Genomic DNA, 26,470 nt, shown 5'->3' with positions numbered 1-26,470 from the left:
TGGCAGGTGTGGGAAGTGTGGGAGGATGGGGAAGAAATGTTTCCCCCCAGACTACCGAGACTCCCCACACTTACCCATCTCCCCCTGCCTCCCTTGCCCCCTGCCCCATCTCCCCACTCCCTACTCCCCCACTCCCCATTCAGCACTCAGCACTATTTATGAGCATTACAGTTACAGGTACAATTCAACGCCGTGATATTGGCCCAGGCGCATGGGCGTTAGTTACAGAAGATGGCGTTACTTACGAAATCCTCAGAGGGGCTGACAAAGACTTACTCAAAGCTGGACAAAGAGCAAAAGTTAAAGGACAGGTGCGTGAAGATGTGATGACATCTGCCATGATTGGCCCTGTCCTAGAGGTTAAATCTTTTGAGGTAATTAATTCTGACTAGTTGTAGAATCGAGAACCTGCTGGAGACGACTTCTAAATTCACCTTTGGGATGACCTCCTTTTACCTCACCCACAATCTCAAATTCTCCTTCTGGAGAATTGCAAACAATGTAAGTAGGCCATCCCATTTCTGATTTATCAGGATACTGAGTCAATAAAATCTTGCGATACTTGCGGTAAGCAGCTGTATCCTGCATTTTCACATCGATAAATTCTAAACCTAGTTCTTCAGCCACCTTTTTGTCATAAAAAGACATTTTGTGGCAGATGCCGCACTCTTCAGAAGAAAACTTAATTACAGCTAAACTCATCGGTTGGCAACTCTTTGGTTTTAGGCTAGATATCCTAGCATAACGCCATGGAATATACCATATAGCAGGTTGTTAATGTCAACAAAAAGAGATGAGGGAGTAGAAGAGAAGTTGTAGTAAGTCTTTTCCCTCCGCCCCTTTGCCCCTTGCCCAATTTTTTAGGAAGCAGCAGTCGAAGAACGAGAAAGTAGGAATCTAGAAAAAAACTTAAGAATGTGATTAAATATCATAGCAATCATTTTAGAGTCACCTATCTAGCTAAAAATAAAAAGAAAGCGATACAGGGATTGGGTGACTAGGTTTTGCTCTAAGCTGGCTATAAGGGTATATTGAAGGTCTACCAGCAGTAGTAAGAAGGTGCATTCTGGGTATGTGGCAATTTATGGAGGCTCATGATGTCTAACAACAAGCTAATGTACCTCTAGGCATAAAAAAACCCCCAGTGGGTGTTAGCCAACCAGGGGAGTTAGTTATCAGGGTGCATCTACCAATTAAATGTTCTGAGGTTGAACACCATACTCCGGATAAATTTGTACAAAGGTCAATTATTTTTTAAAATAAAAAAACCCCAGTTGGTGTTAGCCTACTAGGGGAGTGAGTTATCAGGGTGCATCTACCAATAATGTTTTCTAGGGGCAGCCAGCATGTTCCGGAGAAAATGCTCAAACTCCAACAAGATTTGGAATTGCTGATAGGGTAGCGTTAGCAAGCCCGCGAGCCTGTTTTAGATTCATCCCAATCACAAGGTTACTGGGCTTCGGTTTGAGATTTGTTTTGTCTACAAAAGAGTTTGGTCTGAACCGAAAAACCCTAATCCAAAATCTAAAATCTAAAATTCTTCAATGGTTCCAAACAAAAAAAACCCCCAGTGGGTCTTAGCCAACCAGGGGAGTTGAGTTATCAGGGTGCATCTACCAATTCTTTTTTCTCAAGTTAATGGCTATCCACCGGATAAATTATGCAGAAGTTGAGGTTATTGTTGTTTACTCACCAGAAAAAAAACTCTCAACAAGTGTTAGCCAATCAGAGGGGTTAGTTATCAGGTCAACCAATTTTGGATTTTGCCAAAAGTTCAGCCAATCGCTGGGACGGGTTTCCCGACTTGTGGGTAGACGCCCAAAGAGTGGCTTTTCGTAGGGTGCTTACGTGACCTAAGGCTTGCGGCAATAGAGTAGCAATTCTCCGTATCTGCGAGCCTCTGGCTACACCAATACCAAGGGTGAAGAACAAGGCTTTTCAAGCTAGATTGCCGATTTTAGATTAAAGACGACAGAAGGTTACAGGGCTTGATAGCGCAGCGTTAGCGAGTCATAAAGCGTCGGATTTTAAATTTTGGATTTGTTTTGCCCACTACGGGCGGCATGAACTCAAATAATTTTTAATCTAAAATCTAAAATTGGCACAGTCAAACCTACCAATTATTCAATGATTAGTGCGCTACCTGAAAAATAGGTGTGTGATGAGCAAAAAAAACCCCCAGTGGCTATTAGCTTACCAGGGGAGCTAGTTATCAGGGTGCATCTACCAATTAAATGTTCTAGCTTTAACCATCATGTTCCGGATAAATTTCCCAGAAACTTGATTATTTTTGTGTGTCAAACAAAAACTACTATACTTGGCAGAACTTTGCCTATCTTTTTGCCTATCTTATCAAGATAGGGCGCTTAAGCCCCTGGTCTGGTTAATTGAGATGGTCGCTGGGTTTTTGCCGTGCTGTAATAGTGGATATTAAGCGATTTACGGGAGTTAAAGATCGAGGTACATTCATCTGCCAATCAAGTATTCTAAAGTTAAGCATTATTTTATGGTGGAGAATATCTGCGTTATGTCAAGTTAGTTTAATTACTTACAGCATAATTCAGAATTCATAATCCGGAATTTGGCAGCAAAATAAGGCTTATACTTGATTTTTCGAGCTAAGGTTGTGTACTTCACCAAATTTAAATTTGCTGTATAATTCTAAGCTCCCCGCGTAGAGCGTCCTCCCAAGTTGAAATCGGCAAAAGCTGGCGCTCCGAATTCTCTTTGTGTCTGGGTATTAGTTCTAACTTTAACTGTTCACACGAACTTGATATTAGAGGTTGCTGTTGTTTGCCAAAATAAAAAAACCCCCAGTGGGTGTTAGCCTACTAGGGGAGTTGAAGATCAAGGTGCATCTACCAATAAAGTGTTCTAGATCCAAGTAATCCAATCCGGATAAAGTTGTAAAGGTAGAAAAGCCAAAACAACTAAAAATCAGAAACATTCAAGGGCGGGATGCATCTAAGTTATCAGAGGGAGCGAAAAATCGACTTGAAACTTTTGCGTTTCAAACCGAATTTAGGAGGCAAGCAGGAGAAGCTGTGACCCAGGAATTCCACATATCCGTAACCCCAGTAGGGCAAAACGACTACTTGGTGCGGACGGAACAAGTCGCGCCTGGGGTGCCATTGGCAGAAGAATTGGTGACTTGGCCTGTAGCTGATTGGTTGATGGCTGCTGGGCATTTGATGAATGACCCATTGAAGTCGGTGTTACAAGGAGATGCATTCGCATCTAGCGGGCGGGAAAGCGATATTGCGAGAAATTCTGTGAATTTGGTGGCATTGGGTCAACAATTATATAATGCCCTATTTCAAGGCACTCTTAGAGATAGTTGGATTACTGCCCAAGGTATTGCCCAGAATCACCAACAAGTACTCCGCTTACGCTTGGGGCTGAAAGAGACTAGGTTAGCTCGTTTGCCTTGGGAAGTGATGCACGCAGGCGATCGCCCCTTAGCCACTGGCCCTTATGTCGCTTTTTCTCGTTTCCAAAGTGGAATTTTGGGTGCTTCTCGTTTGCGATCCCCAAATAGTTTTACGCCGCTAGAAGAAAGTGGTGTCAAAGTATTGATGGTAATTGCTTCGCCCTTAGATCAAGTCCGCCTTGACCTACTCAAACAGGAAGCAATCAAACTGCAAGCGGAACTTGCGCGTCCAGCAACACGATTTGCTGAAGGTAGCAGTCATCTCCCAGAAATTGAACTCACTGTATTAGACCAACCAGGACGTGAGGAACTCACCCAAGCTTTAGAGCAAGGCAGATATCATGTTCTACACTATTCTGGTCATAGTAACTTAGGCCCCAATGGCGGAGAAATTTATCTTGCCAGCCGCAGAACTGGGTTAACGGAAATTCTCACTGGAGATGATTTGGCAGGTTTGCTCGTCAATAACAACATCCAGATGGCAGTGTTTAATTCCTGCTTGGGAGCTTACACAGCTGCCTTTGGTGCTTCTGGAGATACTGGTGAACGTAACCTGGCAGAAAGTCTTGTGAAACGAGGAATTGCCAGTGTTTTGGCAATGTCAGAGCGTATTCCTGATGAAGTGGCACTGACACTCACGCAATTATTTTACCGCAATTTGAGTCAGGGGTATCCAGTAGATTTATGCGTTAGTCGGGTGCGCCAAGGATTAATTTCTGCCTATGGTTCTCACCAAATGTACTGGGCATTGCCAATTTTGTATCTCCAGCCAGAATTTGACGGTTTTCTGAGCCACGAAACTGGTTTACCTCAAAGTCCGGAGTCGCTCAACCAGTATAGTTCGCCTGTAGGGACAATTCCCAGTTCCATGTATGCTGCGATCGCAGACGATCCGGAAATGCCTTTAGGAATTGAGGAAATGATTCCTGCTGATTTGGGGCGTGATTCTTCTGGCTTGGATTGGCTAGGCGAAGATACTTGGGGCGATCTCGTTGATGAAATCGAGTATGATGACCCAAGTTATGCGGAAGATTCGGCCATCGTTTCGGATTTGTTTCGGCGGTTGGATGAGCAAAAATCCTCTACAGAAATCGAGCAAAAAATCCACGAAAATAGTCTTCCAAATAGGCAGGTTTCAGAAGAAATGACTTCCTCTTTTGAGGAAGCAGATTTGTGGGGAGAAATTCCAGCACCGCCTCCTGAAACTGTTGGAAACTCAGAAAGACATTGGCAAAATTCTGATTTTTCTCGTCGATCGCAGCCAACCCCATCTGCATCTAGAAATCGTACTCGGCGGCGTCATCTGTGGCCGATTTTTGGTGTTATCGGAATAAGTGCGATCGCAATTGCGATCGGTTTAAATTGGTGGTGGCAAAATCGACCGCAAGCAAATCTGTCGAAGATACCAGCAATTCCCACTGAGTCTTTACCCATCGAAAAGCAACCAAATATCGATTTAGAAACAGCACCAACTGGAATCGTTACCGCCACTGCTACTGAAAAATTGAGCCAAGGCGATTTACAAGCTGGGTTGTTTGCTGTGGAAGAATTGCTCAATCGTGGCGCCTTTGCTGCGGCTGAAACTGCTTTGAAACTAGTTACAAATAAGCAAGTTGACGATCCATCTGTCAACTTTTTAAAGGGGCGATTGGCATGGCAATCAATCCAGACCGGAGATGCTAACTATAGCGTTGATGATGCTCGTCGTTACTGGGAAACCGCTGCCAAAGCTAAACCTGATTCGCTTTTGTATAATAACGCTTTAGGATTTGCTTACTACGTAGAAGGTAATCTGAATCGCGCTAATGATTCTTGGTTCAAAGCTTTAAATTTAGCTCTCAAAGCACAGAATACACCTTCTACTACAACATCCACAAAGACGCCACTACCTCAGGATGCTTTAACTTCCTATGCTGGTTTAGCTCTGGGACTGTATAAATCTGCACTAAATGAATCTAGTGGCAAACAAGCACAATATATGAATGAAGCGATAAAGTTGAGACAAATGGTAATGAAATCCGATGGCGTAAATTTCCAGGTAGATAAATTAGCTAAAAATTGGTTATGGACAGAAAAAGCTATTAAAGATTGGCGATCGCTTCTTCAGGAGAAGAGTCGAGAAGAGTAAATATTCATTAAAAATTTTGCACCAGGGAAAAGGTCAACATCAGCTATCTAAAACAGGTTCATCCGTGAGAGATTAAGATTATGAGTCGATGGTTTTAGATCAGGTGAAACTCTGGTGTTGACATTTACCCAACTCAAGCCACCCAATTACGATGCAGCAGTTACCTTAACTCTAGCGCTAACAGCAGAAGAACGCACCCGCAGCCGTCATCGCTTTGAAACCGAAGACGGGAAGGTTGTATTTTTACATTTACCCAGAGGAACTGTCTTACATGATGGCGATATTCTCCAAGAACAAACCGATAACAGTTTAATTAGAATTACCGCTAAACCAGAACTAGTGATGACTGCCTTTGCTAAAACACCACTTTTATTACTCAAAGCAGCATATCATTTAGGAAATCGCCATGTACCTGTAGAAATTACCCCGACTTATTTACGCTTGTCTTCAGATTCAGTTTTAAGCGCAATGTTGGAACAACTGGGATTAGAAGTTAAAGAAGAAATTTTACCGTTTCAGCCAGAATTAGGAGCTTATGGACAACACCATCACGCTCACTGATAGCCATTTTTTAAATATTTTACAGCTGGCTAGTCCTGCTTTACCTGTGGGAGCATATAGCTATTCTGAAGGCTTGGAAACATTAGTAGAAAATGCTAGGATCGCCAACCAGGAAGACCTCAAACATTGGCTAGAAGCACAATTAACTTACGGGGCAATTCGGCTAGAGGCAGCGGTAATAGTACGAGCTGAGAAATCTGCAAAAATGGGTGATGTCGAGTCTTTATGCTCTTGGAATCTCTGGTTTTCGGCTGCTAGGGAAACAGAAGAATTACGCGCCTCTAGTTGGCAAATGGGGCGATCGCTCATCCAATTACTTGGTAAAATAGAACCGCAGATTGTACCCATAACCAATGCTGTAGGTAATCCTTGCAATTATGCGATCGCTTTTGGCATCGCCCTTGCCCATTGGCAAATTAACATCAAAGCCGGATTATTAGCATATCTGCACACTTGGGCAAATAATTTGATTACAGCTGGCGTCAAACTGATTCCCCTGGGACAAACAGCAGGACAGCAGTTATTACTAGATTTACAATTATTAATTAGTAATATGGCATTAGAAATCCTAGCCTTGGAAGACGAACAACTCAGCTGTTGGAGTTGGGGTTTATCTCTGGCAAGTATGCAACATGAAACGCAATATACGAGGTTATTTAGGAGTTAGTCATTTGTCCTTTGTCAGTCGTCTTTTGTTATTTACTGATGACCAATGACCAATGACCAATGACAAATTACCAATAACAAATGACCAATAACAAATAACAAATGACAAAAAACGCATTTAGAGTAGGTGTTGCTGGCCCCGTTGGTTCAGGAAAGACAGCTTTGGTGGATGCTTTGTGCAAGACTTTGCGCGAGCAGTATCAGCTTGCGGTGGTGACGAATGATATTTATACTCAAGAAGATGCTCAATTTTTAGTACGTTCTCAGGCTTTAGCAAGCGATCGCATTTTAGGTGTAGAGACTGGCGGTTGTCCTCATACTGCCATCCGTGAAGATGCTTCTATGAATTTAGCAGCAATTGAAGAATTAGAGGAACGTTTTACCGATTTGGATTTAGTATTTTTAGAAAGTGGCGGTGATAATTTGGCTGCTACCTTTAGTCCAGAATTAGTGGATTTAACTATTTATGTCATCGATGTTGCCGCTGGTGATAAAATTCCCCGCAAGGGTGGTCCTGGCATTACTAAATCTGATTTATTGGTGATTAACAAAACTGACCTAGCACCTTATGTCGGTGCAGATTTAAGTGTCATGGAACGAGATGCTAAAAAAATGCGCGGCAATAAACCTTTTATTTTTACTAATTTAAAAACTCAATCAGGACTTGCGGATGTTGTTAATTTTGTCTGCACAAATATTTGTTAAAGGGCATTGGGCATTTGCTAATGACTAATGACTAATGACAAATGACAAATAAAAAATTTGAGTCACCAAAGTAAAGTTCTTCGGTGACTCAGTACTATTTTGCTAAATTTTTAGAATGTGAAAGTTGTTCTCAACGTACCGATAATTGCATCATCGTTAGCGCTGTTTTGGCCAGGAGAAGTCAACCAAATCACCCCTGGGGTGATTGAGATGTTATCTGACACGCGATATCTATAGAAGCCTTCAAAGTGATAAGGTACGTCATTACCAACAAAGCCTGCTCGGTTACGGGCATAAGGTTCTGCACCAGCAAAAATCCCCAATACGTTACCTTTTTTACCAAAGTCAGGCAAGGCTACCCCAAGACCGTAGCTCCAAGCTTCATAATCATCACCTGCGCCGAAGCCTGTGACATCATGGTAAGAAATGAAGCCACTAACTGAGAGTTTGTCACTGGGTCTAAAGGCTGCTGATATGCCGTAAGAATTACTGGAAGATCCGTTTACGGCAGTTAGGGTGTTAGCTTGACCGGTACCTACGACGCGGTTAGTGCTGCCCAAACCACCACCTAAATCGAATAAATTACCGCCTCCAGCACCATGATAACCGTGAACGTAAGTAGCAGCGATCGCTAAGCTATCGCCAATACTAAAGTTCAACTGTCCCAGAGCTGCATAGTTACCCTCTAACAAACCTTGATTTGGCCCCGGATTATTAGCATTTGACGCCAAATAACCTACGGTCAGTGAACTTGGTTTGAAAATGTTACCACCCTTACCAAAGGGTAAAGTAAATGCTGCACCTGCACCACCACCAATGCGATAGATGGGACTTTCAGAAGCAAAGGTAGACAAGGCACCATTACCACCGTCATAGTCCTCAAAGTAAGGGTTATTAGTGGCAACGTAATCGCTGTGAATACCTCCGGTGGCTGCAATGTAAACTTGGGCTGGGCCGATGGGTACGTAATACGCCAACCAGTCTATACTTACACTATTGTTACCAGTGCTACCAATTTGAAAGGTTTGTGTACCTTCAGCAGTATCAATAGGAAAACCACCATCATCTATTTGACTAAAGGCTGTTGCATTACCAGCTGCCAGACGTGTGTGTAGTACGTCTTTACCTGTGAAGCTGGTTTGCAAGTCTAAACGTACCCTATCTTGGAAGACGGTATTATTAGCATCGCCAGTGTTACCGCCAAATATATCAGTAACGGCAAAAATAGCTTCACCAACTAGTTTGGTGGTAGTAGAAAACTGATTTGCTTCCAGTTCAGCAGTACGCGCTTCTAAAGCATCTACTCGACCACGCAGAGTTGCCAGTTCTGCTGAGAATTCTTCTTGCAAACGCTGGAGAGTTGCCAAATCCTGTTTTGTCACCAAGTCAGCAGTTGCTGTGGCAATCAGTTCATTAACCCGGTCTAAACAAGCATTCAAACCTGCGGCAAACTCATAACGGGTAAGTGCCCGATTGCCACGATAAGTCGAATTGGGGTATCCAGCAATACAACCATAGCGCTCAACCAGAGATTGCAAAGCTTGGAATGCCCAATCAGTCGGCTGTACGTCAGAAAACTGAGAAACAGATGTGACCTGAGACAGTGAATTCTGGTTCTTGCCTTCGCTGCTGTAGCGGTTAACTTGTTCTAAGACTTTATTCTCATCTGTCTTTGCTTGGGCAACCACAAATTGATCGGCAGCTGGTTGCTGTGTTTGCATCGATAGTGAAGCGCCAAAAGCTTCTGGTGCTTGCGTCTGAACAGCTTTTGCCTTTGCATCTTCAGAAGAGCTTGCTATTTCAGTAGCTAAAGCCCTAGCGGAAACCAACACCGTCACTCCCAAAACTACTGGACTTAGTACCAGAGTTTTCCACAATAAATGAGACATTTTTTATTTTCCTTTCCCAAAAAAGACCCAAAATCAGTGGGTTCAAGAAAAAGAGAATAAGCAATTATTCTACTTGGTAGAAATATTATCAGATTGTAGTCACCTCAGCTATGTTTTACAGAATATTTACGGATGAAGAATCGTAAACTTTTGCAGATGGCTTGTTTTTCAAATAAACTGTTGTCAGCATTGGGCACTTGGTAGTCAGAAGTCAAAATCTAGTGCTATCAGCCTATTGATGATTCATCATCCTATTTTCCTAAATTTTGACTTTAACTTCACCAAAGAGTCTTTATGCTGGTATTTCGCTAGGTTTTGACCCATTTCTAGACTTTAGCTTCTTATTTTTGACTCTGATTTGCGGTAGATCTTTTTTATCTTTGTAAAAGTAACAGATTTCCACGAGAGTTGGCCAGATTTCTAGAGAGCCATGAAATTGGCTAATCACATCGTCGATAATTCTGGAGACATTTTGCTGAAAAAAGTCGGGTTCAAACCCATAAAATACTCTCGACAAGTTCGCTGCAAACAACTGGAGAGACTGCTTACGTTCTTCATTTTGGGTAGATACTGAAGCTTTAAGTACCTGAGTGTGTATAGCAAAAATTTTTTGCAGGATTTCCTCAGAATCTTGTAAGGTAACTTCACCAGAGTAATCAAACTTGATTCCCAAGTCGTCAAGATGATAAACGCTGTTTTTAATCTTCTTTTTCAGCAAACTACATATTTCTTCATTAAAGAGTTCGCTAGCCAGAGGATTACGCATGTAATTATTTCTAATATGGTTTTGGACAGCATCAACATGTGCAGCCACAACGCCTTCTTGCTGTATCCAAAGTCTGTAGATATAATCTTCAAATCTCAGGCGAGTTGGGAAAAAGGGTGGTAAACCTAGTTGGTTGTCATATCCAGCCACTCCACAATCCATTCTCCAGTTTTTGTTAGTGATAACAGGTCTAAAATTAGTGAGAATATAAAAATCATTCAGATCGTTTGGACTGATTTGATTTTCATCATTGAGATACATATGAACGAAATCAAGTGTATCAATATCATTAGTTCCAGTGCGAAAAGTTTGGGCAATCTTAACGATCGCATTATTCAATACTCTCCCTTGTTGCAATAAAAGGCTGTTCTCTCGAAAGTAACCTTTGGTAGTATTGGTTTCTAAATCCATTGCTGTATCAATAATCAATTCTCCAGTCTCAAAATTTTTTGGTACGTGGCTGGCTTTTTGACCGAGAACATCACCAAAAGCTGTGAGTAAATCAAAAGATTTATGCACAAAGCCATCTTGTTGGGTGGACTTGATTAGTTTACCTCGACAAATTTCATCGCCTGTTAAAGACTCTGGACTAGTTTCAATCAATGCATCTGGTCGCATATCATCATCTGCACTGACCATTAAATGTCCAAGGGTATACATCAAGGTGAAGTTGCGATTACCGCCATAGCTGGGACGAAATAAGTTTTTGACTAGGGATTCTAGCTTGCGATCGCGCAGTCTTTCATTTAAAAATGTAATAAATTGTTCTTTCTGATGCGGCCCAACATAAAATACATCATTGACTGTTTTAGTTTGTTCTAAAAGTGGGTAATACTTCTCATGATTCACAATGGTAGAATCATCAAAAATGATAATTTTTAAAGCATGACCATTTACCCAGAAATTCTCATCATATTTTTCAATAGTCTCTGCTACATCTCTTAAACGGGGTCGTAAAAAGAGATTCATAAATGTGAACTCAAGCTAAATCAAATAACTCTATCTAGATTTGTAGTCAGAGCAATTGAGTGCTTCTTTAGTTAAAGCAATATCAGGATGCACTGCACACTTGAGATAAGAATTGTTGTTAAAAAAATGGCATTTTTTACAGGGATGTGGCTGTACAGTTTTGATGCTTACTATTTCATCTTTATCCTCTGTTACGTTTTGTCGGGGATCTTCTATTGATTTGCAGAAATATGAAACAAGATAAACAACGATTCCCCAAGCAACCATGAAGCAAACGTGAGCCAAAAATACTGCTATAAAGGGAATATCTCCATCCCGCGCTTTTGTATGATTATGTGTTGTTTCAATCGCTTTAACTTCAATCAAGGTAGACTGATGAACACTCTTTTGGAGAAATAAATTCTGAATCATCTGAATTGAGAGATTGTTTATCTGTTGGTCGAGATTCCAATAAACAATTGTTGAGGGAATAGTAAAGAGAATGGATTTTTTTGAGAGTGACTTTGAGAGCGGGAACCATCATTGGATGAATTGCGATCGCTAAGATATAATCTCCAGCACAAATAATCGGATTATCTGTTGCAGAAATCACTTGACTTTCTCTTAAAATTCCCAAAAAAGCACATTGATCTGGTAACTGAATCTCAGTTAAATGAATGCCACAGTAAATACTATTTGCTTGGATTAAAACACCAAATAGACTTGGTTCTAAAGCTTTTTTGTTTTTTAACACTAAATGCTTTTATTTAACTCTAATAATATTGTCCAACAATCTACAGAAAATTATATTTAGAATGGATATATTTTGTAAGAATGTAAATCCTACTTAAATATATCTACTTAATAGTTAGAAAAGCATATACTTAGAGATATACAAACGCTGTATATTTTTACCACGAACAATTACAGCAGATTGCAAGTTGGTGAGGTACAGATGATAGTAGGGGCGCACAGCTGTGCGCCCCTACCCATATACTTCATTTACCTGAAAAACGCTGTATTCATCCTTTGTAAAAAACAAGCTCCCCAACTTCTTTAAAAATTCGGGGAGCTAAAACTTAAATAGATAAATATTTTAAGCCAATACAGTTCAGTTAAGCATTTCTTTCTTCTCTTTGCGTCCTACCCTGCGGGAAGCCGCTCCGCGTCTATGCGTCCTTTGCGGTTCGTAAAAAAAATTGAATTTTACCAAGAGTTTTAGCCTTAACTGAACCGTATTGTATTTTAAGCACTTTTCATGGTTTTATCCGTTGATTTTATCTAGAGCTAGATTCAACTTCAAAACATTAACTCCAGGCTCACCAAAGATACCAAGAAAGCGACCGTCGGTGTTTTGAGCAATTAAGGTTTCAAGTTCGTTCGGCTGAACTCCCCGCGCTTTAGCTACTCGTGCAATTTGGGCTTTGGCGGCTTCGGGGGTGATGTGGGGGTCAAGGCTAGAACCAGAGGTGTAGACAAGATCCGCTGTCGGCTGGACGCCTGCTGTTTTCAGACGATTGAAGTCACCTTCAACTTTTTTGCTCTTTTCTGGGTCATCTTTGCCTTTGATGCGTTCTAGTAATGCGGGATTACTGGGAGCTAAGTTACTAGCACCGGAAACTCCGGTTTGCAAAACTCCTGCATCATCTTTTTTGGGGTCGGCGGTGCTGTAGCTAGTGGTGCTGGGACGGCTGTTAAAATAGCGATCACTACTAAATGGTTGACCAATCAACGCAGAACCCACAACTTGACCTGTGCTATTTGTTAGTAGACTACCATTGGCTTGAAAGGGAAACACAATCTGCCCAATGGCAATCATCAAAAAAGGATAAATAATCGCTCCAATAACCCAGAGTACCAGGGTAGAACGAATAGCTCTGCTGGCTTCGCGTGCAAAACTCATTAGAATTTCTCCGGTACAAACATTACAAAAAATAAATAAATAGAAAGTCCTACTGTTACCAGTCCTAGCAGTCCTACTCCCCAAGCTTGACTCTTGGAAAGTTGTTCGCTTGTAGCTGCATAAACTACAGGTGCAACCACTAAGTTGAAGCACATCGCTAGGAATAAATACAGTGGCAGTTTTTGTTTACGCCATTGACACCAGATTTCAGTTATTGCTTCAGATAGTTGGGATATGGGGATGGTTGGTCGAATATGAGGGGGTTTCATAAGTAAATTTAGGGTTTTTCAAGATTAAGAAAACCAACCGCAGAGGCGCAGAGGGCACGGAGAGATTAAGAAGAGAGAGGTTTTTTAATTTGGAAGTTTTAAGACAAGGGCAAGATTATATCTATAATTTTGATGGCTATGAAGGGAGCAATGATACCACCAACGCCATAAATGAAGATGTTACGGCGTAGGAGTTGGTCTGCTGAAAGAGGCAAGAATTTTACTCCTTTAAGTGCTAGGGGAATTAGTGCTGGAATAATCAAGGCGTTGTAAATTAGCGCGGAGACGATCGCAGATTGAGCGCTCTTGAGTGCCATGATATTAAGTGCGCCGATTCCAGCCGCAGCAAAGATGGTGGGAATGATGGCAAAATACTTGGCGATATCGTTGGCGATGGAGAATGTTGTTAATGCTCCACGGGTAATGAGCAGCTGTTTACCAATAGTTACTAAGTCAATCAACTTGGTGGGGTCTGAGTCTAAGTCCACCATGTTAGCAGCTTCTTTGGCAGCTTGTGTCCCAGAGTTCATGGCCACACCCACGTTTGCTTGAGCTAAGGCAGGTGCATCGTTGGTGCCATCTCCAGTCATTGCCACCAGTTTACCTTGGGATTGTTCGGAGCGAATCACCTCGATTTTGTCTTCTGGAGTCGCTTCGGCAATGAAATCATCAACTCCAGCTTCTTTGGCAATCACTGAAGCGGTAATTCGATTATCGCCTGTGAGCATGACGGTGCGAACACCCATGCGGCGCAGTTGGTCAAACCGTTCCCGCAAACCAGGTTTGACAATATCTTTGAGGTAAATCACACCATAAATTTTGTCATCCTGGCAAACAGCTAAGGGTGTACCCCCTAACCGGGAAACTCGCTCATAAGCTGCATCTATATCATCGGGAACGTAACCGCCACGAGAACGCACAAATCCCTTAATGGCATCTACCGCACCTTTGCGAAATTGTTTACCATCAGGCAGATTTGTACCACTCATGCGGGTTTTGGCGGAAAATTCCACACCTTCGGCTTTATCGATGTTGAAATCTACCACAATCTGGGACTTTTCTGCTAATGCCACAATTGACTTGCCCTCCGGCGTATCGTCAAATAAGCTAGCAGCTAGGGAAACTCGCGCCACATCTTCTATTGAGTGATTATCCAGGGGAATAAATTCATCAGCCATGCGGTTCCCCAAGGTAATTGTTCCTGTTTTATCTAGCACCAAAGTGTTGATGTCGCCGCAAGCTTCCACCGCTCGACCAGAGGTAGCAATGACGTTAAATTGGGCAACTCTGTCCATACCAGCAATACCGATCGCACTGAGTAAACCACCAATAGTTGTGGGAATCAAAGCTACCAGTAACGATATTAAAATCGCCACGCTAGCACCCGCACGCAAACTATTTGCTGCCTGTTCGCCAAATACAGTACTGATAAAATTGGCGATGTAGCTGACAAATGGCGGCATTGTTGCCACGACAATTAAGAACACCTGTGTCAGCACTGCTAACAATACCGTCAAGGCAATTTCATTGGGAGTCTTGGTGCGTTGTGCCCCTTCTACTAGGGCAATCATCCGGTCAATAAAGCCTTGGCCAGGATCGGCGGTAATCTTAATTGTCAACTCATCGGAGAGTAAGCGTGTACCTCCTGTTACCGAACTGGCAATATCTGTACCTGGTTGCTTCAATACAGGCGCAGATTCCCCAGTAATTGCAGACTCATCTACTGAACCAATGCCTTTAATTACTTCGCCATCGGCGGGAATCATATTATTGGCAATCACTTTTACTAAATCACCCCGCCGCAATTCCGTAGAGTTGACTTTTTCAACTGAACCATCAGGGAGAATTTTATTAGCGATGGTATCCGATCGCGTCGTTCTTAATGAATCAGCCTGAGCTTTGCCCCGTCCTTCAGCCACAGCTTCGGCAAAGTTAGCAAAAACCAGTGTGAAAAACAGAATAAAGGTAATCAACCCATTTAACAAGCGTTGTTGATTCACATCTGCCTGGATTGTGCCAAAAACATTTGGGTTAAGGGTCACAAGGAAGGTAACAATTGTTCCCACCCAAACAACAAACATGACTGGATTTCTAACAGTAATTCGCGGATCGAGCTTGACAAATGACTCACGAATTGCTCTCTGGTAAAGCCCCCGCATATCTGCCTTGGGGGTGTGCTTACGCGAGTCACGAGTTCCCGATGGAACACGCGGTGAAGGAGAATTAGTAGTAATTGGCATAAATTAAATTATGAAAATGGGAGATTGGGCTAAGACTTACGCAAAAACTCTCTAAAATTCTTATTTCTTTGTGTCCTACCCTGCGGGAAGCCGCTCCGCGTCTATGCGTCCTTTGCAGTTCGTTTTTTCATGATTTTGCCTAAATCATGAGGGGATCGAGTATGAGGCATAAGTCTTTGAGGTGGATTAATGAGTATCAAAGACTCATTAACGGAGTTCTGAGGTGGATTAATGAGTATCAAAGATGGATTAACGAGTTTCTATAATTTTCTCTACTCCCCACTCCCTACCCAATACCTTTAGCGATAAAAAACGCTTCACCAATGGGGCCTAATGCAAGCACTGGGAAGAATGTCAGTGCGCCTAGAATTAAAATCACCCCTGCGGTAACCCCTGTAAATAGTCCGGTATCAGTTCGCAATGTCCCACTGGTGTAAGGAACAGCTTGCTTACGAGAAATACTATCTGCTAAGAAGAGTAAACCCAGTATAGGAATATAACGTCCTGCTAGTAAACTAAAGCAGGTACTTAGATTCCACCACAAGGCGGTTGCAGTGGTTTTTGCGCCTGTAGCGATCGCTAATGGTGAAGGTTGAGAATCCCCCAAGCCTTCAAACCCAGAACCGTTGTTAGCAGCAGCCGAGGCGTATTCATAAATCACTTGAGCAAAACCGTGGAAGCCGGGATTGCTAATTCCTGATAATTGGTCAGGAAATGCTAAGGCGATACCTGCGGGAATCATAATAGCGATCGGGTGAACTAGCAAAATCAAGAAACTAGCCAGCACAACTTCCCGTTTCTCAATTTTGCGTCCGAGAAATTCTGGTGTGCGTCCCACCATTAGCCCTGTAGCGAACACAGCCAGAATCAGGTAAGCAAATAAATAAGCCGTTCCTGTACCCTGTCCACCCCAGATAATTTGCAGGAACATGTTGGAAAGGGTAATAAAACCGCCGTTAGGCATGAACGAATCGTGTAAACTGTTGACCGCACCGCACATGGTAGCAGTTGTACTTACCGCGAATAGCACAGATTCTGCCCAACCAAACCGGACTTCTTTACCCTCCAAATTCGGTTGCTGACTTCCCAGCACAGCATTCACAGCCGGATTACCGTTGTATTCGCCAATAGCTGTCACGATAATAAATACTACATAAAGCACACCCACCATGCCGAAGACTAACCAAGCTTGCTTAGTGTTGTTAGCAAACAAGCCATAGGTGTAGATAAAGGAAGTGGGAATTGAAAGCATGGCGACAATTTGAATTAAATTAGAAAATCCGCTGGGATTTTCAAAGGGGTGTGCCGAGTTGATGGCAAAAAAGCCGCCGCCGTTCTCCCCCAATTGTTTGATAATTTCATAATGGGCAACAGGGCCGCGAGCGATCGCCTGACTAATGTTAGGATCTTCCAAAGTGGGGAACACCGCTACACCCGCCAGCGTTTCTGGAACGCCAGCCGCCATCAAAACAATCCCGCCAACAATACAAATAGGCAACAAAATTCGCGTAATTGAGCGAATTAAGTCTACATAAAAGTTGCCCAACGGTCTACCAGTTAAACCCCGAATAAAAGCAATTCCCACAGCCAAACCAGTGGCCGCTGAGGTGAACATGTGATAACCAAGTCCCCACATTTGACTGGCATAGCTCATGTAAGTTTCACCAGAATAATGCTGCTGGTTAGTATTAGTAATAAAGGAAATAGTAGTATGCAGCGCTGTATCCCAAGTTGGGGCATTTATCTTGTTTGGGTTTAATGGTAACCATCCTTGATTCATGATAATCAAGAAAATCAGCAACCCCATTGCAACATTGCTATACAAGATTGCTCGCCCATACTGCCAACCCGTCATATTTTCTTTGGCTTTAACTCCAACCAAGGAATAAAGCACTCGCTCAACGGGATTTAAAATTGGGTCGAGAAAAGTACTTTGTTCTAGGTATACACCCGCCATATAGCGCCCAAAAAACGGAGTAATTGCTACTACAATTACTAGCGTTAATATAATTTGAATCCATCCTTCTAGCATTGGATTAGTCAAACTCCGACATGAATTAGGTTGAAATGATTATTAGATATGCTTCTGTCAACAACCAAAAGATACAGAATTATTTGCTTGTTTATGAATATGTGCTTTTAAAGTCAATCATGAAGCTTCTTGTTAAGGAAAACAAGGTATAAATTAATATTTAAACTTGGATATATGAGTGATATAGTTTTCGAGAAATATAAATTCGTAGAGTGTTTATTTTGATATATACCTGCAAATATAGAAATTTTACATCATTCGTGAAAAGTTAGATTCCTCACTTCTTTGAGACGTAATCGACCACTAGACCACTTCCCACGAGATCATAACAAAGCCTTGTGAGATGAATATCTATTATCAATGTCCTTTGATAACCTGTGCAAACTGCTTTCCGAAAAACATCCCGTCAATTTTGCTAGTTGGGTTTTGGGTACAGCGCAGACTTCTGTGAAAGTCCTCAAAACCGAATTAAGCATTGAACCGATTCGTGCCGATTATGTCACGTTTCTACAGTTAAAGGGACGCATTCTCCACCTGGAATTTCAAACCAAACTAGAATCCACACCACCGCTACCCCTGCGGATGCTCGATTATTGGGTACGCTTGTACCGTTTGTATCGCCTACCCATAACGCAAGTTGTCGTATTATTACTTCCCCCTGCACCAGAAACAATAATTGAAACTGCCTTCAGCGTGGAAACCACCCGTCACGAATATCGTGTAATTTGCATGTGGGAGGAAAATCCCGAACTATTTCTTAATGACCCAGCGTTGTTACCCTTAGCACCACTAACAGCAACCACCCAACCCCAAACCTTGTTACAACAAGTTGTGGAACGAGTCAATCAACTTCAGCCAGAACAACAACCCGAAATTTCCGCTTACACCCAAATCTTAGCGGGATTAAAATACAAAAAGGACTTGATTCGACAATTATTTCGGGAGGGTATGATGCGCGAGTCAGTAATTTATCAAGAAATTCTCGAAGAAGGGGAACAACGAGGAGAACAACGGGGAGAACAGCGAGAGCGATCGCTCATTCTCCGTCAACTTACTCGGCGGGTGGGAGAATTACCTCAACAACTGCTAGAACGTATTGAAACTCTTTCCTTAGAACAATTAGAAAACCTTGGAGAAGCTTTGCTAGATTTTCAGGCTCAAGCAGATTTAGAAGCCTGGTTTAGTGCATTACACTAGCACAAAGATCATCATTAACACTCCATTGATATGAAAAGAATAGAAATTGAACAAAGAACTATTTTCATTGGTTTGGCAGGTAGCCACGGCTATGGTTTAAATCGTCCAGATTCCGACTTGGATTATCGCGGAGTGTTTATCGCACCGAAAAGGTACTATTTGGGATTCGATCGCATAGAACAAAAAGATGCTGGTTGGGACGAGCCAGGAATATTTTCATTTATAGATAACAACAAAGATACAGTTATATATGAATTAAAAAAAATCCTCCAGTTATTATCGGGAGCTAACCCCAATGTTTTAGAATTACTCTGGTTAAATAACTATCCTTTTCTAACCCCAGTAGGACAGCATTTAATTAGCCATAAACAATTATTTTTGAGCAAAAAGGTAAAGCATACTTACACTGGTTATGCCTTTGCTCAAATCAAAAAAATGGAAAGTCATCGCAAGTGGTTATTAAAGCCACCGCAAAAAAAGCCAATCCCATCTGACTTTGGCATAGAAGAGGAAGCAACACTAACCAAAGATGAACTAAATGCTTTTTTGGAATATCTTTATAACTTAATTAGAGGAAGAATTGAGTTTTTGGAAGAAGCTGAGCAGCTATACAAATTACTGACAGCAGATATTGATTTTAAAGGAGTGTTAAAACAATATACTTTACCCGATGAGACTTTAGAATATACTCAAAAGTTAACTAATAGCCGTAAAGATTTTATCCGCCTGCTTCAGAAAAGTCAAAGTTATCAAACAGCCCTAAGAGAATGGAAAGCTTACTTATCTTGGCAGGAAAATAGAAATCCGGCTAGAGCAGAAATGGAACTCAAGTCAGGTTTTGACCTCAAACATGGGATGCACTGCATTAGATTGTTACGCAGTGGACTAGAAATATTGCGTCAAGGAGAAGTGATTGTAGATAGGAGAATAGCGGGTGATGCTGATGATTTAAAAGCTATCCTCAAGGGTGATTATTCCTATGAACAGGTGATGAAAATGGCAGAAGATTTAGTTGCCGAAATGGAAATCGTTTACGAACAATCTGCCCTACCTCACAAACCCGATTTAGAGCAAATTAATGATTTGTGTATAGAATTAGTGGAAATGCAAAATTGGTAAGTCATTAGTCATTTGCAAAGGACAAAGGACAACTGACAAATGACTAATTAGAGAGTGTGCATTAAATCAGCAAAGCCATAAAGGCTAATAATTAGTAATAGTAATGCTGTGACTTGGGTAATTCGTGTTTGGGGTGAGGGGGCGATCGCTTCTCGCACTAAAATCGAAATAGATGCCCCAACTACTAAGCTCAAGCCTAAAATTAAATATGGTCTGTCGGGTAAAATAGTCGCTGTTGCTAGCATGGCGATCGCTAAAAACAGCATCAATAATTCTACAAACCGGGGCGGGTTGTATTGGCTAGATAAAATAAAGCTGTTGAACCAAAAATACCAAAATCTCATAGTCAGTATTGAGTGCTGAGTGCCCAGTGCTGAGTTAGGAGTAGACGCGATGAATCGCGTCTGTACAAGAGTTAAGAGTTAAGAGTTAAAAGTTATTCTCCCCATCTCCCCATCTCCCACTCCTAACTTCTAACTCCTAACTTTTGACCTGTGCCATTTTTTTGTGCAGTATCATCCTCTAGGAGTTCGACACCAAAGACGCGGCTAAAAGCTTTGGCGACTTTGTAGCCAGAATCAATTGATTCTAACGGGTCTTTCCGCAGTCTATGACGCAAACATAGCGTAATCACGCGGCGGATATCGTCAACTGTAACTTCAGTGCGTCCTTCAAATGCTGTTAAAGCTTTGGCGGCGCGGTTACTGACAATATCACCCCGTAAACCATCTACATCCAGTTCAGAGCAGACTTCAGAAATTTTCACCCGCAAATCATAGTCAATTTTTACTTCTGGTAACAGTTGCTGGGCATTGACAATTGTCTCTTGTAATGCTTCTTGCTCAGGTTTGTATTTATCGAGAAATACTGGAGGATTTTGGTCAAATTCCGCCCGTTGTTCGACGATTTGTACTCGTAAGGCTGGTTCTTTGACTGTATGAATTTCTGCGTGCATCCCAAAGCGATCGAGTAGTTGGGGGCGCAGTTCGCCTTCTTCTGGGTTTCCAGAACCCACAAGAACAAAACGTGCTGGGTGGCGAATTGAAATGCCTTCCCGTTCTACAGTGTTCCAACCACTGGCGGCGGAATCGAGTAGCACGTCTACAAGGTGGTCATCTAGTAAGTTGACTTCATCCACATAAAGAATGCCCCGGTTTGCCTTTGCCAGGAGTCCTGGTTCAAAAGCTTTGACACCCTCAGATAAAGCTTTTTCGATGTCGATGGTGCCGCAAACCCTGTCTTCTGTAGCTCCTAACGGCAGGTCTACCATTTGGACTTTTTTGTGAGCTACGGGAATTTCTGCCCCTTGTTCTAACAGTTGGCGGACTTCATCGCTCATCAAGTCAGGGTCGCTAGGATCGCTACTAAAAGGGTCATTGGCAACCACAGAGATTTCTGGCAGCAGATCCGCCAGCGCCCGGATAGTTGTGGATTTACCGGTACCGCGATCGCCCATAATCATGACACCACCAATTTTGGGGTCAATCACGTTCAACAGCAGCGCCAGTTTCATCTCTTCCTGGCCGACAATTGCCGTAAAAGGAAACACCACGCGACGCGCACTTGCCGTAGATTGAGCAGTTGGACTCACTAAATTACCTAACAATATTTTTCTGATTACAGTTCTTTATTGTGACACAGGTGGGGACTGGGGAATAGGGAGTGGGGACTGGGGATTGGGGACTGGGGCAATACAACATTTCAGATAAATCTAAAACCCTCATGTAGAGACGCGATTTATCGCGTCTTCTCCCAATACCCAATGCTCAATCCCCAATCCTCAGTACCCAGGCACTAATGACTACTAGCTACGTCAACTTTCTTAATGTGCGTAAGTTTGATTTAGTTTTTCTGGTGCAAAAGTTCCATACACAGGGAACAAACAACTACCAATCGGTCAATTTCTTAGTGAGTATAAATGCTTGTACACTATATGACTAGTAGATTGAATCACAAAAGCAAGCAATGGCGTGTGTGGGTAGCTAATGCATCATTCAAACCTATGAAATCAACTTTTTTTGTTCGAGGTTGGCGACGAAAACTTAAATATATTTTCCCGCTACTGATTTTAATATCCTTTATCACGGTATTGTTGGTAGATAGCTTCACCCCTGCTGTTGCCCAGCTACCCCGTCAGGAAATTCGCGGGGTTTGGATGACGAACAATGATTTTGACACCCTGAAGAATCGCGCCAAAGTGCAAGATGCCATGAATCATCTGCGACGGCTGAACTTCAATACAATCTATCCTGTGGTTTGGAATTCTGGCTATGTGATGTATCCTAGCACCACGGCACAACGCGCAGGCATTCAACCTTTTGTCCATAGAGGTTCAGATGGACATGATATTCTCGCTGACCTCATTAACCAAGCCCATCGCAAGGGACTCTTAGCAATTCCCTGGTTTGAGTTTGGATTTATGGCGCCCCCAACGTCGGAACTTGCACTGAATTATCCAGATTGGTTCACACAAAAGCGCGATGGTAGCCAAACTTCCATCAGCGCGGCTGGTGAGGTGATGTGGCTCAATCCCTTCCATCCACAAGTGCAACAATTCATCACCAATCTCGTGTTGGAAATTGTCACTCAATATGATGCCGATGGTATTCAGTTTGACGATCACATGAGTTTGCCCCGCGAATTTGGCTACGATCCATATACAGTTGCCTTGTACAGCAAAGAAACAAAGAACAATCCCCCGACGAATGCTGAAGATCCGGAATGGGTAAAGTGGCGGGCAGATAAAATTACCGCCTTCATGGTCAAACTTAACCAAGCAGTGAAGCAGAGAAAACCCCAGGCGATTTTCTCGGTTGCTCCTAATTACTATGACTTTGCTTACAAGTTCCACCTCCAAGATTGGCTTAGTTGGATGCGGCAAGATATTGTAGACGAGTTAATTGTGCAAATTTATCGTCCGGATTTGCAAAGCTTTATCGCAAATATTTCTCGTCCAGAAATTCAAGAAGCGCAACAAACCATTCCCACTGGAGTTGGGATTATGACAGGCTTACGAAATAATCCAGTCCCAATGCAACAAATTAAGTCTCAGGTGCGGGCTGCCCAAGAACGGGGTCTAGGTGTAACATTCTTTTATTATGAAAGTCTTTGGAACTATGCTCCAGAACCCTTAAATGAGCGTCAAGCAGCATTTGAAAACCTTTTTCCATCTCCTGCACTCCGCGCCAGAGTTGAATAACTTTTTTTGCTGAGGTGCTTAGTAAATCTCATCATTAATATTGCTTGGAAATACTAACTGTAGGTGAGTTTGATAGATTCTGAAAAATCCCTCTCCCCGAAGCAGGGAGAGGTTTAAAAACACTATTCTTTCGTACTAAAGCAGTTTTCAATTGAATGGAATAGTGAAAAAATCCGCGAAGCGAAAGAGAAAAAGCTTAAAAAATTAGATTTAAGTAATGATGACAAGGAAAAATTAACAAAGATTCCTGCTCAGGTGTTTGAACTAGAATGGTTGGAGGTTTTGAATTTAAGCGGCAATAAATTAACGAAGCTGCCAGAAGCGATCGCCTCCATGAGCTTATCAGTAATCTGACAAGAGAGGGTGTTATTTCTTTAACTTCCTATGACATTATTATTGAAGCTCTTTTCTATGCAGCTTGAATGTAAATTGATATTCGTGTCTGAACATTAAATTTTCTGAAAATTTATTGACTACTAAAAATAAATAGCTTTATAGTTATAAAATGAATTAATGCAGTGATTTAAAAGGTAAATATTGCAAAATGAGAAATTTTTACCAGCAATTTAATTGGTAAGTTTTTGCATATTTATTTTATCTCACATCAATTAGCAAATATTTATCCATAAATCTTTCTCGGTTGGGAATTTTGTAAAAGCAAAGCTGTTGCAAGCGGAATATTTTCAATTTTTGAGTCCTCTGGTAAGAATTAGGAGGTAGATTATGCGGATTTTGATGATTCAACCCAATTATCATTCTGGTGGTGCAGAAATCGCTGGAAATTGGCCACCAAGTTGGGTTCCCTATGTTGGCGGAGCACTGAAGACAGCTGGCTTTAGCGATATTTGCTTTATTGATGCCATGACCGATTATATTGCTGATGATGCTTTAGCAAAGATGATTGCCAAGCATCAGCCGGATGTGGTGTTGGCAACAGCAATCACGCCGATGATTTATCAATCTGAAAAAACCCTGAAGATAGTTAAAGAAGTTTGTCCCCAAGCCAAGACAATTATGGGTGGGGTTCATCCTACCTATATGTATAATGAAGTTCTTAATGAAGCTCCTTGGGTAGATTATATTATTCGGGGAGAAGGGGAAGAGATTACAGTTAATTTGATGAATGCGATCGCTAATGGTACTGTAGAGAGCGATCGCCGCAATATCTTAGGGATTGCTTTCCTAGAAGATGGGCAAGTCATCGCTACACCAGCCCATCCGCCCATTGCTGATTTAGATACCCTAACCCCAGATTGGGATCTATTAGATTGGAAAAAATATATTTATACCCCTCTCAACGTGCGGGTAGCGGTTCCCAACTATGCAAGAGGATGTCCATTCACCTGTCGTTTTTGTTCCCAGTGGAAATTCTGGCGCAAATATCGTTCTGGAAGCCCCAAGAAATTTGTCGATCAAATTGAAATCTTGGTGAAAAAACACAAAGTTGGTTTTTTCATTCTTGCTGATGAGGAACCAACCATCAACAAACCGAAATTTATCGACCTGTGCAATGAATTGATTGAACGCAATTTGGGTGTTTACTGGGGAATCAATACACGGGTGACAGATATATTGCGGGATGAAAAAGAATTACCGCTTTACCGCAAAGCCGGACTAGTTCATGTTTCCTTGGGTACAGAAGCAGCAGCACAGTTAAAGTTGAATTTGTTCCGTAAAGAAACGACTATCGAACAAAACAAGCGGGCGATTCAGCTGTTAAAGCAAAATGGCATGGTTGCTGAGGCACAATTTATTATGGGTTTGGAAAACGAAACTCCAGAAACAATTGAGCAAACTTATCAGATGGCTTTGGATTGGAAAACAGACATGGCTAACTGGAATATGTTTACACCTTGGCCATTTTCCGAGTTATTTGAAGATTTAGGCGATCGCGTAGAAGTTCGCGATTACTCTCAATATAACTTTGTGACGCCAATCATGAAACCAGACGCAATGGAACGGGAGGATGTTCTCAAAGGAGTACTGCGAAACTATGCTCGTTTTTACCTCCGCAAAACTATTGAGTACTGGTTTGTGAAAGATCCCTTTAAGCGCAAGTATCTTTTAGGTTGCTTGAAAGCTTTTGTGAAAACTACTCTTAACAAACGTTTTTACAACCTCAAGCGAGTTAAGTACAAAGGTTTACACACCGAAATCGAGCTTGGTTTTGATGAATCGAAGATTCTCACCCGCGAACAAATCACCCAGCGCCAGCAGGAACATCCAGAACTGATGGCGGATGTAAATTTTACAGGTAATATTTCTGCCTGTGGCGCACCCAATGAACTGCCAGAATTTGTTGAGGAAGAACAAGTTTCCAAAAAGTAGCCGCGTTGAATATGGCAGGGAATAGGCCAATACAGTTCAAATAAGACCAAAACACTTGTAGAGACGGCGATTTATCGCGTCTGGTAAAACCCACAATTTTGTACAGCCTTCAACCCAAGCGTATTGGGTTAAAGCGTTGACTGTTCACAGTTAACAGTTAACAGTCAACAGTCAACAATCTTCTATGGAATATTTTTTTACTTGGAAGTCCCTTACAGTTGCCGCACTACTGGCTGACCATCTTTGACTTCACCAATTAAAACTAAATCGACGCAGTTAACGAAGATCCCATTTTCCAAAACACCAGGAATATTATTCAATGTCTTTTCTAAATTGGCTGGATCTTCAATAGAGTCAAATCTGACATCTAAAACAAAATTTCCTTGGTCTGTGATTACTGGGCCGGCTTTTTTGACACCCATACGGAGTTCTGGTTTACCACCAAGTTTTTTAATGGCATTGGTTACAGGAGTAATTGCCATTGGAATCACTTCCACGGGTACAGCGAAACTAGAACCCAAGCGGTCTACTAACTTACCAGCATCCACGACGACGATAAACTGTTCTGCTAGGTAATCTACGACCTTTTCGCGGGTATGTGCTGCACCACCGCCTTTAATCAGATTCTTCTGGGGATCGACTTCATCTGCCCCATCAATGGCAATATCGATGTGGTCAATAGCGTCCAAGGTGGCAAGAGGAACACCATACTCCTTTGCCAGCACTTCTGACTGAAACGAGGTGGGTATGCCAATGATATCCTTAAGTTCGCCAGACTTGAGGCGATCGCCCAAATACTGAATTGTGTATGCTGTAGTTGACCCCGTACCCAACCCCACAATTGAACCTGATTTTACTAAAGCGGCGGCGGCTTTGCCAACTTCTTGCTTCATCAACTTTACGGGATCTGCTGCTGCGCTCATTCCCAAAACTCCTGAAAAACTGACTATAGTCCATAGTAGTGGTCAGATAACACCAAAAGATGAAAGCTAAAAAACAACTTTTTGCTGATTCCTACTTCCTGGATGACCCAAACAAGCTGCCACAGCTAGCAAACACCGCATGTAGCTACGCAACATTGATGAATCTA

The 26,470-nt window shown here is 42.1% G+C and carries 22 protein-coding genes; 10 read left to right on the top strand and 12 right to left on the bottom strand.

Annotation, left to right across the window (positions count from 1 at the left end; genetic code table 11):
- The first annotated feature begins 158 nt into the window (after positions 1-158).
- Entirely contained in the window at positions 159-392 is a 234-nt protein-coding gene (locus tag ACM0OY_RS01750) for a hypothetical protein (RefSeq protein WP_414567175.1), read from the top strand.
- Here ACM0OY_RS01750 and ACM0OY_RS01745 read toward each other — a convergent pair.
- On the bottom strand, positions 379-702 hold the full coding sequence (locus ACM0OY_RS01745; RefSeq protein WP_099070928.1) for a thioredoxin family protein: 324 nt from the start codon (positions 700-702) through the stop codon (positions 379-381). The genes ACM0OY_RS01750 and ACM0OY_RS01745 overlap by 14 nt on opposite strands.
- 2,342 nt (positions 703-3,044) lie before the next feature.
- Between ACM0OY_RS01745 and hetF the strand changes: the two genes are divergently transcribed.
- The 4 genes from hetF to ureG all read left to right on the top strand — a co-directional run bounded on the left by hetF (position 3,045) and on the right by ureG (position 7,490).
- Entirely contained in the window at positions 3,045-5,558 is a 2,514-nt protein-coding gene (gene hetF / locus ACM0OY_RS01740; RefSeq protein ID WP_414567174.1) for a cell division protein HetF, read from the top strand.
- A gap of 114 nt (positions 5,559-5,672) precedes the next feature.
- A complete protein-coding gene (gene ureE, locus ACM0OY_RS01735) occupies positions 5,673-6,119 on the top strand; it encodes an urease accessory protein UreE (protein WP_414567173.1) in 447 nt (148 codons plus the stop codon).
- The gene (locus ACM0OY_RS01730) at positions 6,094-6,786 is read left to right on the top strand and encodes an urease accessory protein UreF (RefSeq protein ID WP_414567172.1); all 693 of its coding nucleotides are present in this window, start codon (positions 6,094-6,096) and stop codon (positions 6,784-6,786) included. Before ureE ends, ACM0OY_RS01730 begins: the two co-directional genes overlap by 26 nt.
- Before the next feature lie 101 nt (positions 6,787-6,887).
- Complete coding sequence (ureG, locus tag ACM0OY_RS01725) at positions 6,888-7,490, top strand: urease accessory protein UreG (RefSeq protein ID WP_414567171.1); 603 nt, start codon at positions 6,888-6,890, stop codon at positions 7,488-7,490.
- A gap of 110 nt (positions 7,491-7,600) precedes the next feature.
- On the opposite strand, the gene ACM0OY_RS01720 is transcribed toward ureG, so the two are convergent.
- The 8 genes from ACM0OY_RS01720 to kdpA form a co-directional block, all read right to left on the bottom strand.
- Positions 7,601-9,379 carry an iron uptake porin gene (locus ACM0OY_RS01720; RefSeq protein ID WP_414567170.1) on the bottom strand — a complete coding sequence of 593 codons (1,779 nt, stop codon included), beginning with the start codon at positions 9,377-9,379 and terminating at the stop codon, positions 7,601-7,603.
- A gap of 292 nt (positions 9,380-9,671) precedes the next feature.
- Positions 9,672-11,114: a hypothetical protein gene (locus ACM0OY_RS01715; protein WP_414567169.1), complete on the bottom strand. Its 1,443-nt coding sequence runs from the start codon at positions 11,112-11,114 to the stop codon at positions 9,672-9,674.
- 30 nt (positions 11,115-11,144) lie between these two features.
- Positions 11,145-11,480 (bottom strand): hypothetical protein, encoded by a 336-nt coding sequence (locus ACM0OY_RS01710; RefSeq protein ID WP_414567168.1) that lies wholly within the window; start codon positions 11,478-11,480, stop codon positions 11,145-11,147.
- Positions 11,473-11,847 (bottom strand): TrkA C-terminal domain-containing protein, encoded by a 375-nt coding sequence (locus ACM0OY_RS01705; protein ID WP_414567167.1) that lies wholly within the window; start codon positions 11,845-11,847, stop codon positions 11,473-11,475. The genes ACM0OY_RS01710 and ACM0OY_RS01705 overlap by 8 nt, the downstream gene beginning before the upstream one ends.
- 510 nt (positions 11,848-12,357) lie before the next feature.
- Positions 12,358-12,996, bottom strand: a complete 639-nt coding sequence (gene kdpC / locus ACM0OY_RS01700; RefSeq protein ID WP_414567166.1) for a K(+)-transporting ATPase subunit C — start codon at positions 12,994-12,996, stop codon at positions 12,358-12,360.
- Positions 12,996-13,265, bottom strand: a complete 270-nt coding sequence (locus ACM0OY_RS01695; RefSeq protein WP_414567165.1) for a potassium-transporting ATPase subunit F — start codon at positions 13,263-13,265, stop codon at positions 12,996-12,998. The genes kdpC and ACM0OY_RS01695 overlap by 1 nt, the downstream gene beginning before the upstream one ends.
- Before the next feature lie 98 nt (positions 13,266-13,363).
- A complete protein-coding gene (kdpB, locus tag ACM0OY_RS01690; protein ID WP_414567164.1) occupies positions 13,364-15,505 on the bottom strand; it encodes a potassium-transporting ATPase subunit KdpB in 2,142 nt (713 codons plus the stop codon).
- Between the two features lie 286 nt (positions 15,506-15,791).
- On the bottom strand, positions 15,792-17,537 hold the full coding sequence (gene kdpA / locus ACM0OY_RS01685) for a potassium-transporting ATPase subunit KdpA (RefSeq protein WP_414567163.1): 1,746 nt from the start codon (positions 17,535-17,537) through the stop codon (positions 15,792-15,794).
- A 360-nt stretch (positions 17,538-17,897) separates the two neighbouring features.
- Between kdpA and ACM0OY_RS01680 the strand changes: the two genes are divergently transcribed.
- A complete protein-coding gene (locus ACM0OY_RS01680) occupies positions 17,898-18,734 on the top strand; it encodes an Rpn family recombination-promoting nuclease/putative transposase (protein WP_414567162.1) in 837 nt (278 codons plus the stop codon).
- A gap of 30 nt (positions 18,735-18,764) precedes the next feature.
- Positions 18,765-19,853, top strand: coding sequence for a DNA polymerase beta superfamily protein (locus tag ACM0OY_RS01675; protein WP_414567161.1), 1,089 nt, complete (start codon positions 18,765-18,767; stop codon positions 19,851-19,853).
- A gap of 47 nt (positions 19,854-19,900) precedes the next feature.
- Here ACM0OY_RS01675 and ACM0OY_RS01670 read toward each other — a convergent pair whose 3' ends face one another.
- Together ACM0OY_RS01670 and bchI are read right to left on the bottom strand one after the other, a co-directional pair.
- Positions 19,901-20,197: a hypothetical protein gene (locus tag ACM0OY_RS01670; RefSeq protein ID WP_414567160.1), complete on the bottom strand. Its 297-nt coding sequence runs from the start codon at positions 20,195-20,197 to the stop codon at positions 19,901-19,903.
- Between the two features lie 122 nt (positions 20,198-20,319).
- Complete coding sequence (gene bchI / locus ACM0OY_RS01665; RefSeq protein WP_414567159.1) at positions 20,320-21,444, bottom strand: magnesium chelatase ATPase subunit I; 1,125 nt, start codon at positions 21,442-21,444, stop codon at positions 20,320-20,322.
- A 411-nt stretch (positions 21,445-21,855) separates the two neighbouring features.
- Here bchI and ACM0OY_RS01660 point away from each other — a divergent pair, with 411 nt between their 5' ends.
- The 3 genes from ACM0OY_RS01660 (at position 21,856) to bchE (ending at position 25,380) form a co-directional block, all read left to right on the top strand.
- Complete coding sequence (locus tag ACM0OY_RS01660) at positions 21,856-23,052, top strand: glycoside hydrolase family 10 protein (RefSeq protein ID WP_414567158.1); 1,197 nt, start codon at positions 21,856-21,858, stop codon at positions 23,050-23,052.
- Positions 23,053-23,202: 150 nt separating this feature from the next.
- Positions 23,203-23,406: a hypothetical protein gene (locus ACM0OY_RS01655; RefSeq protein ID WP_414567265.1), complete on the top strand. Its 204-nt coding sequence runs from the start codon at positions 23,203-23,205 to the stop codon at positions 23,404-23,406.
- Between the two features lie 369 nt (positions 23,407-23,775).
- Positions 23,776-25,380, top strand: a complete 1,605-nt coding sequence (gene bchE / locus ACM0OY_RS01650; protein ID WP_414567157.1) for a magnesium-protoporphyrin IX monomethyl ester anaerobic oxidative cyclase — start codon at positions 23,776-23,778, stop codon at positions 25,378-25,380.
- A gap of 212 nt (positions 25,381-25,592) precedes the next feature.
- On the opposite strand, the gene rpiA is transcribed toward bchE, so the two are convergent.
- Positions 25,593-26,303: a ribose-5-phosphate isomerase RpiA gene (rpiA, locus tag ACM0OY_RS01645; protein ID WP_414567156.1), complete on the bottom strand. Its 711-nt coding sequence runs from the start codon at positions 26,301-26,303 to the stop codon at positions 25,593-25,595.
- Positions 26,304-26,470 lie beyond the last annotated feature (167 nt).

This window comes from Nostoc sp. CCY 9925 (genome assembly GCF_963920935.1).
GTDB lineage: Bacteria > Cyanobacteriota > Cyanobacteriia > Cyanobacteriales > Nostocaceae > Nostoc.
The sequence above is the reverse complement of the archived record's forward strand: the minus strand, read 5'-3'. Positions and strand labels throughout refer to the sequence as shown.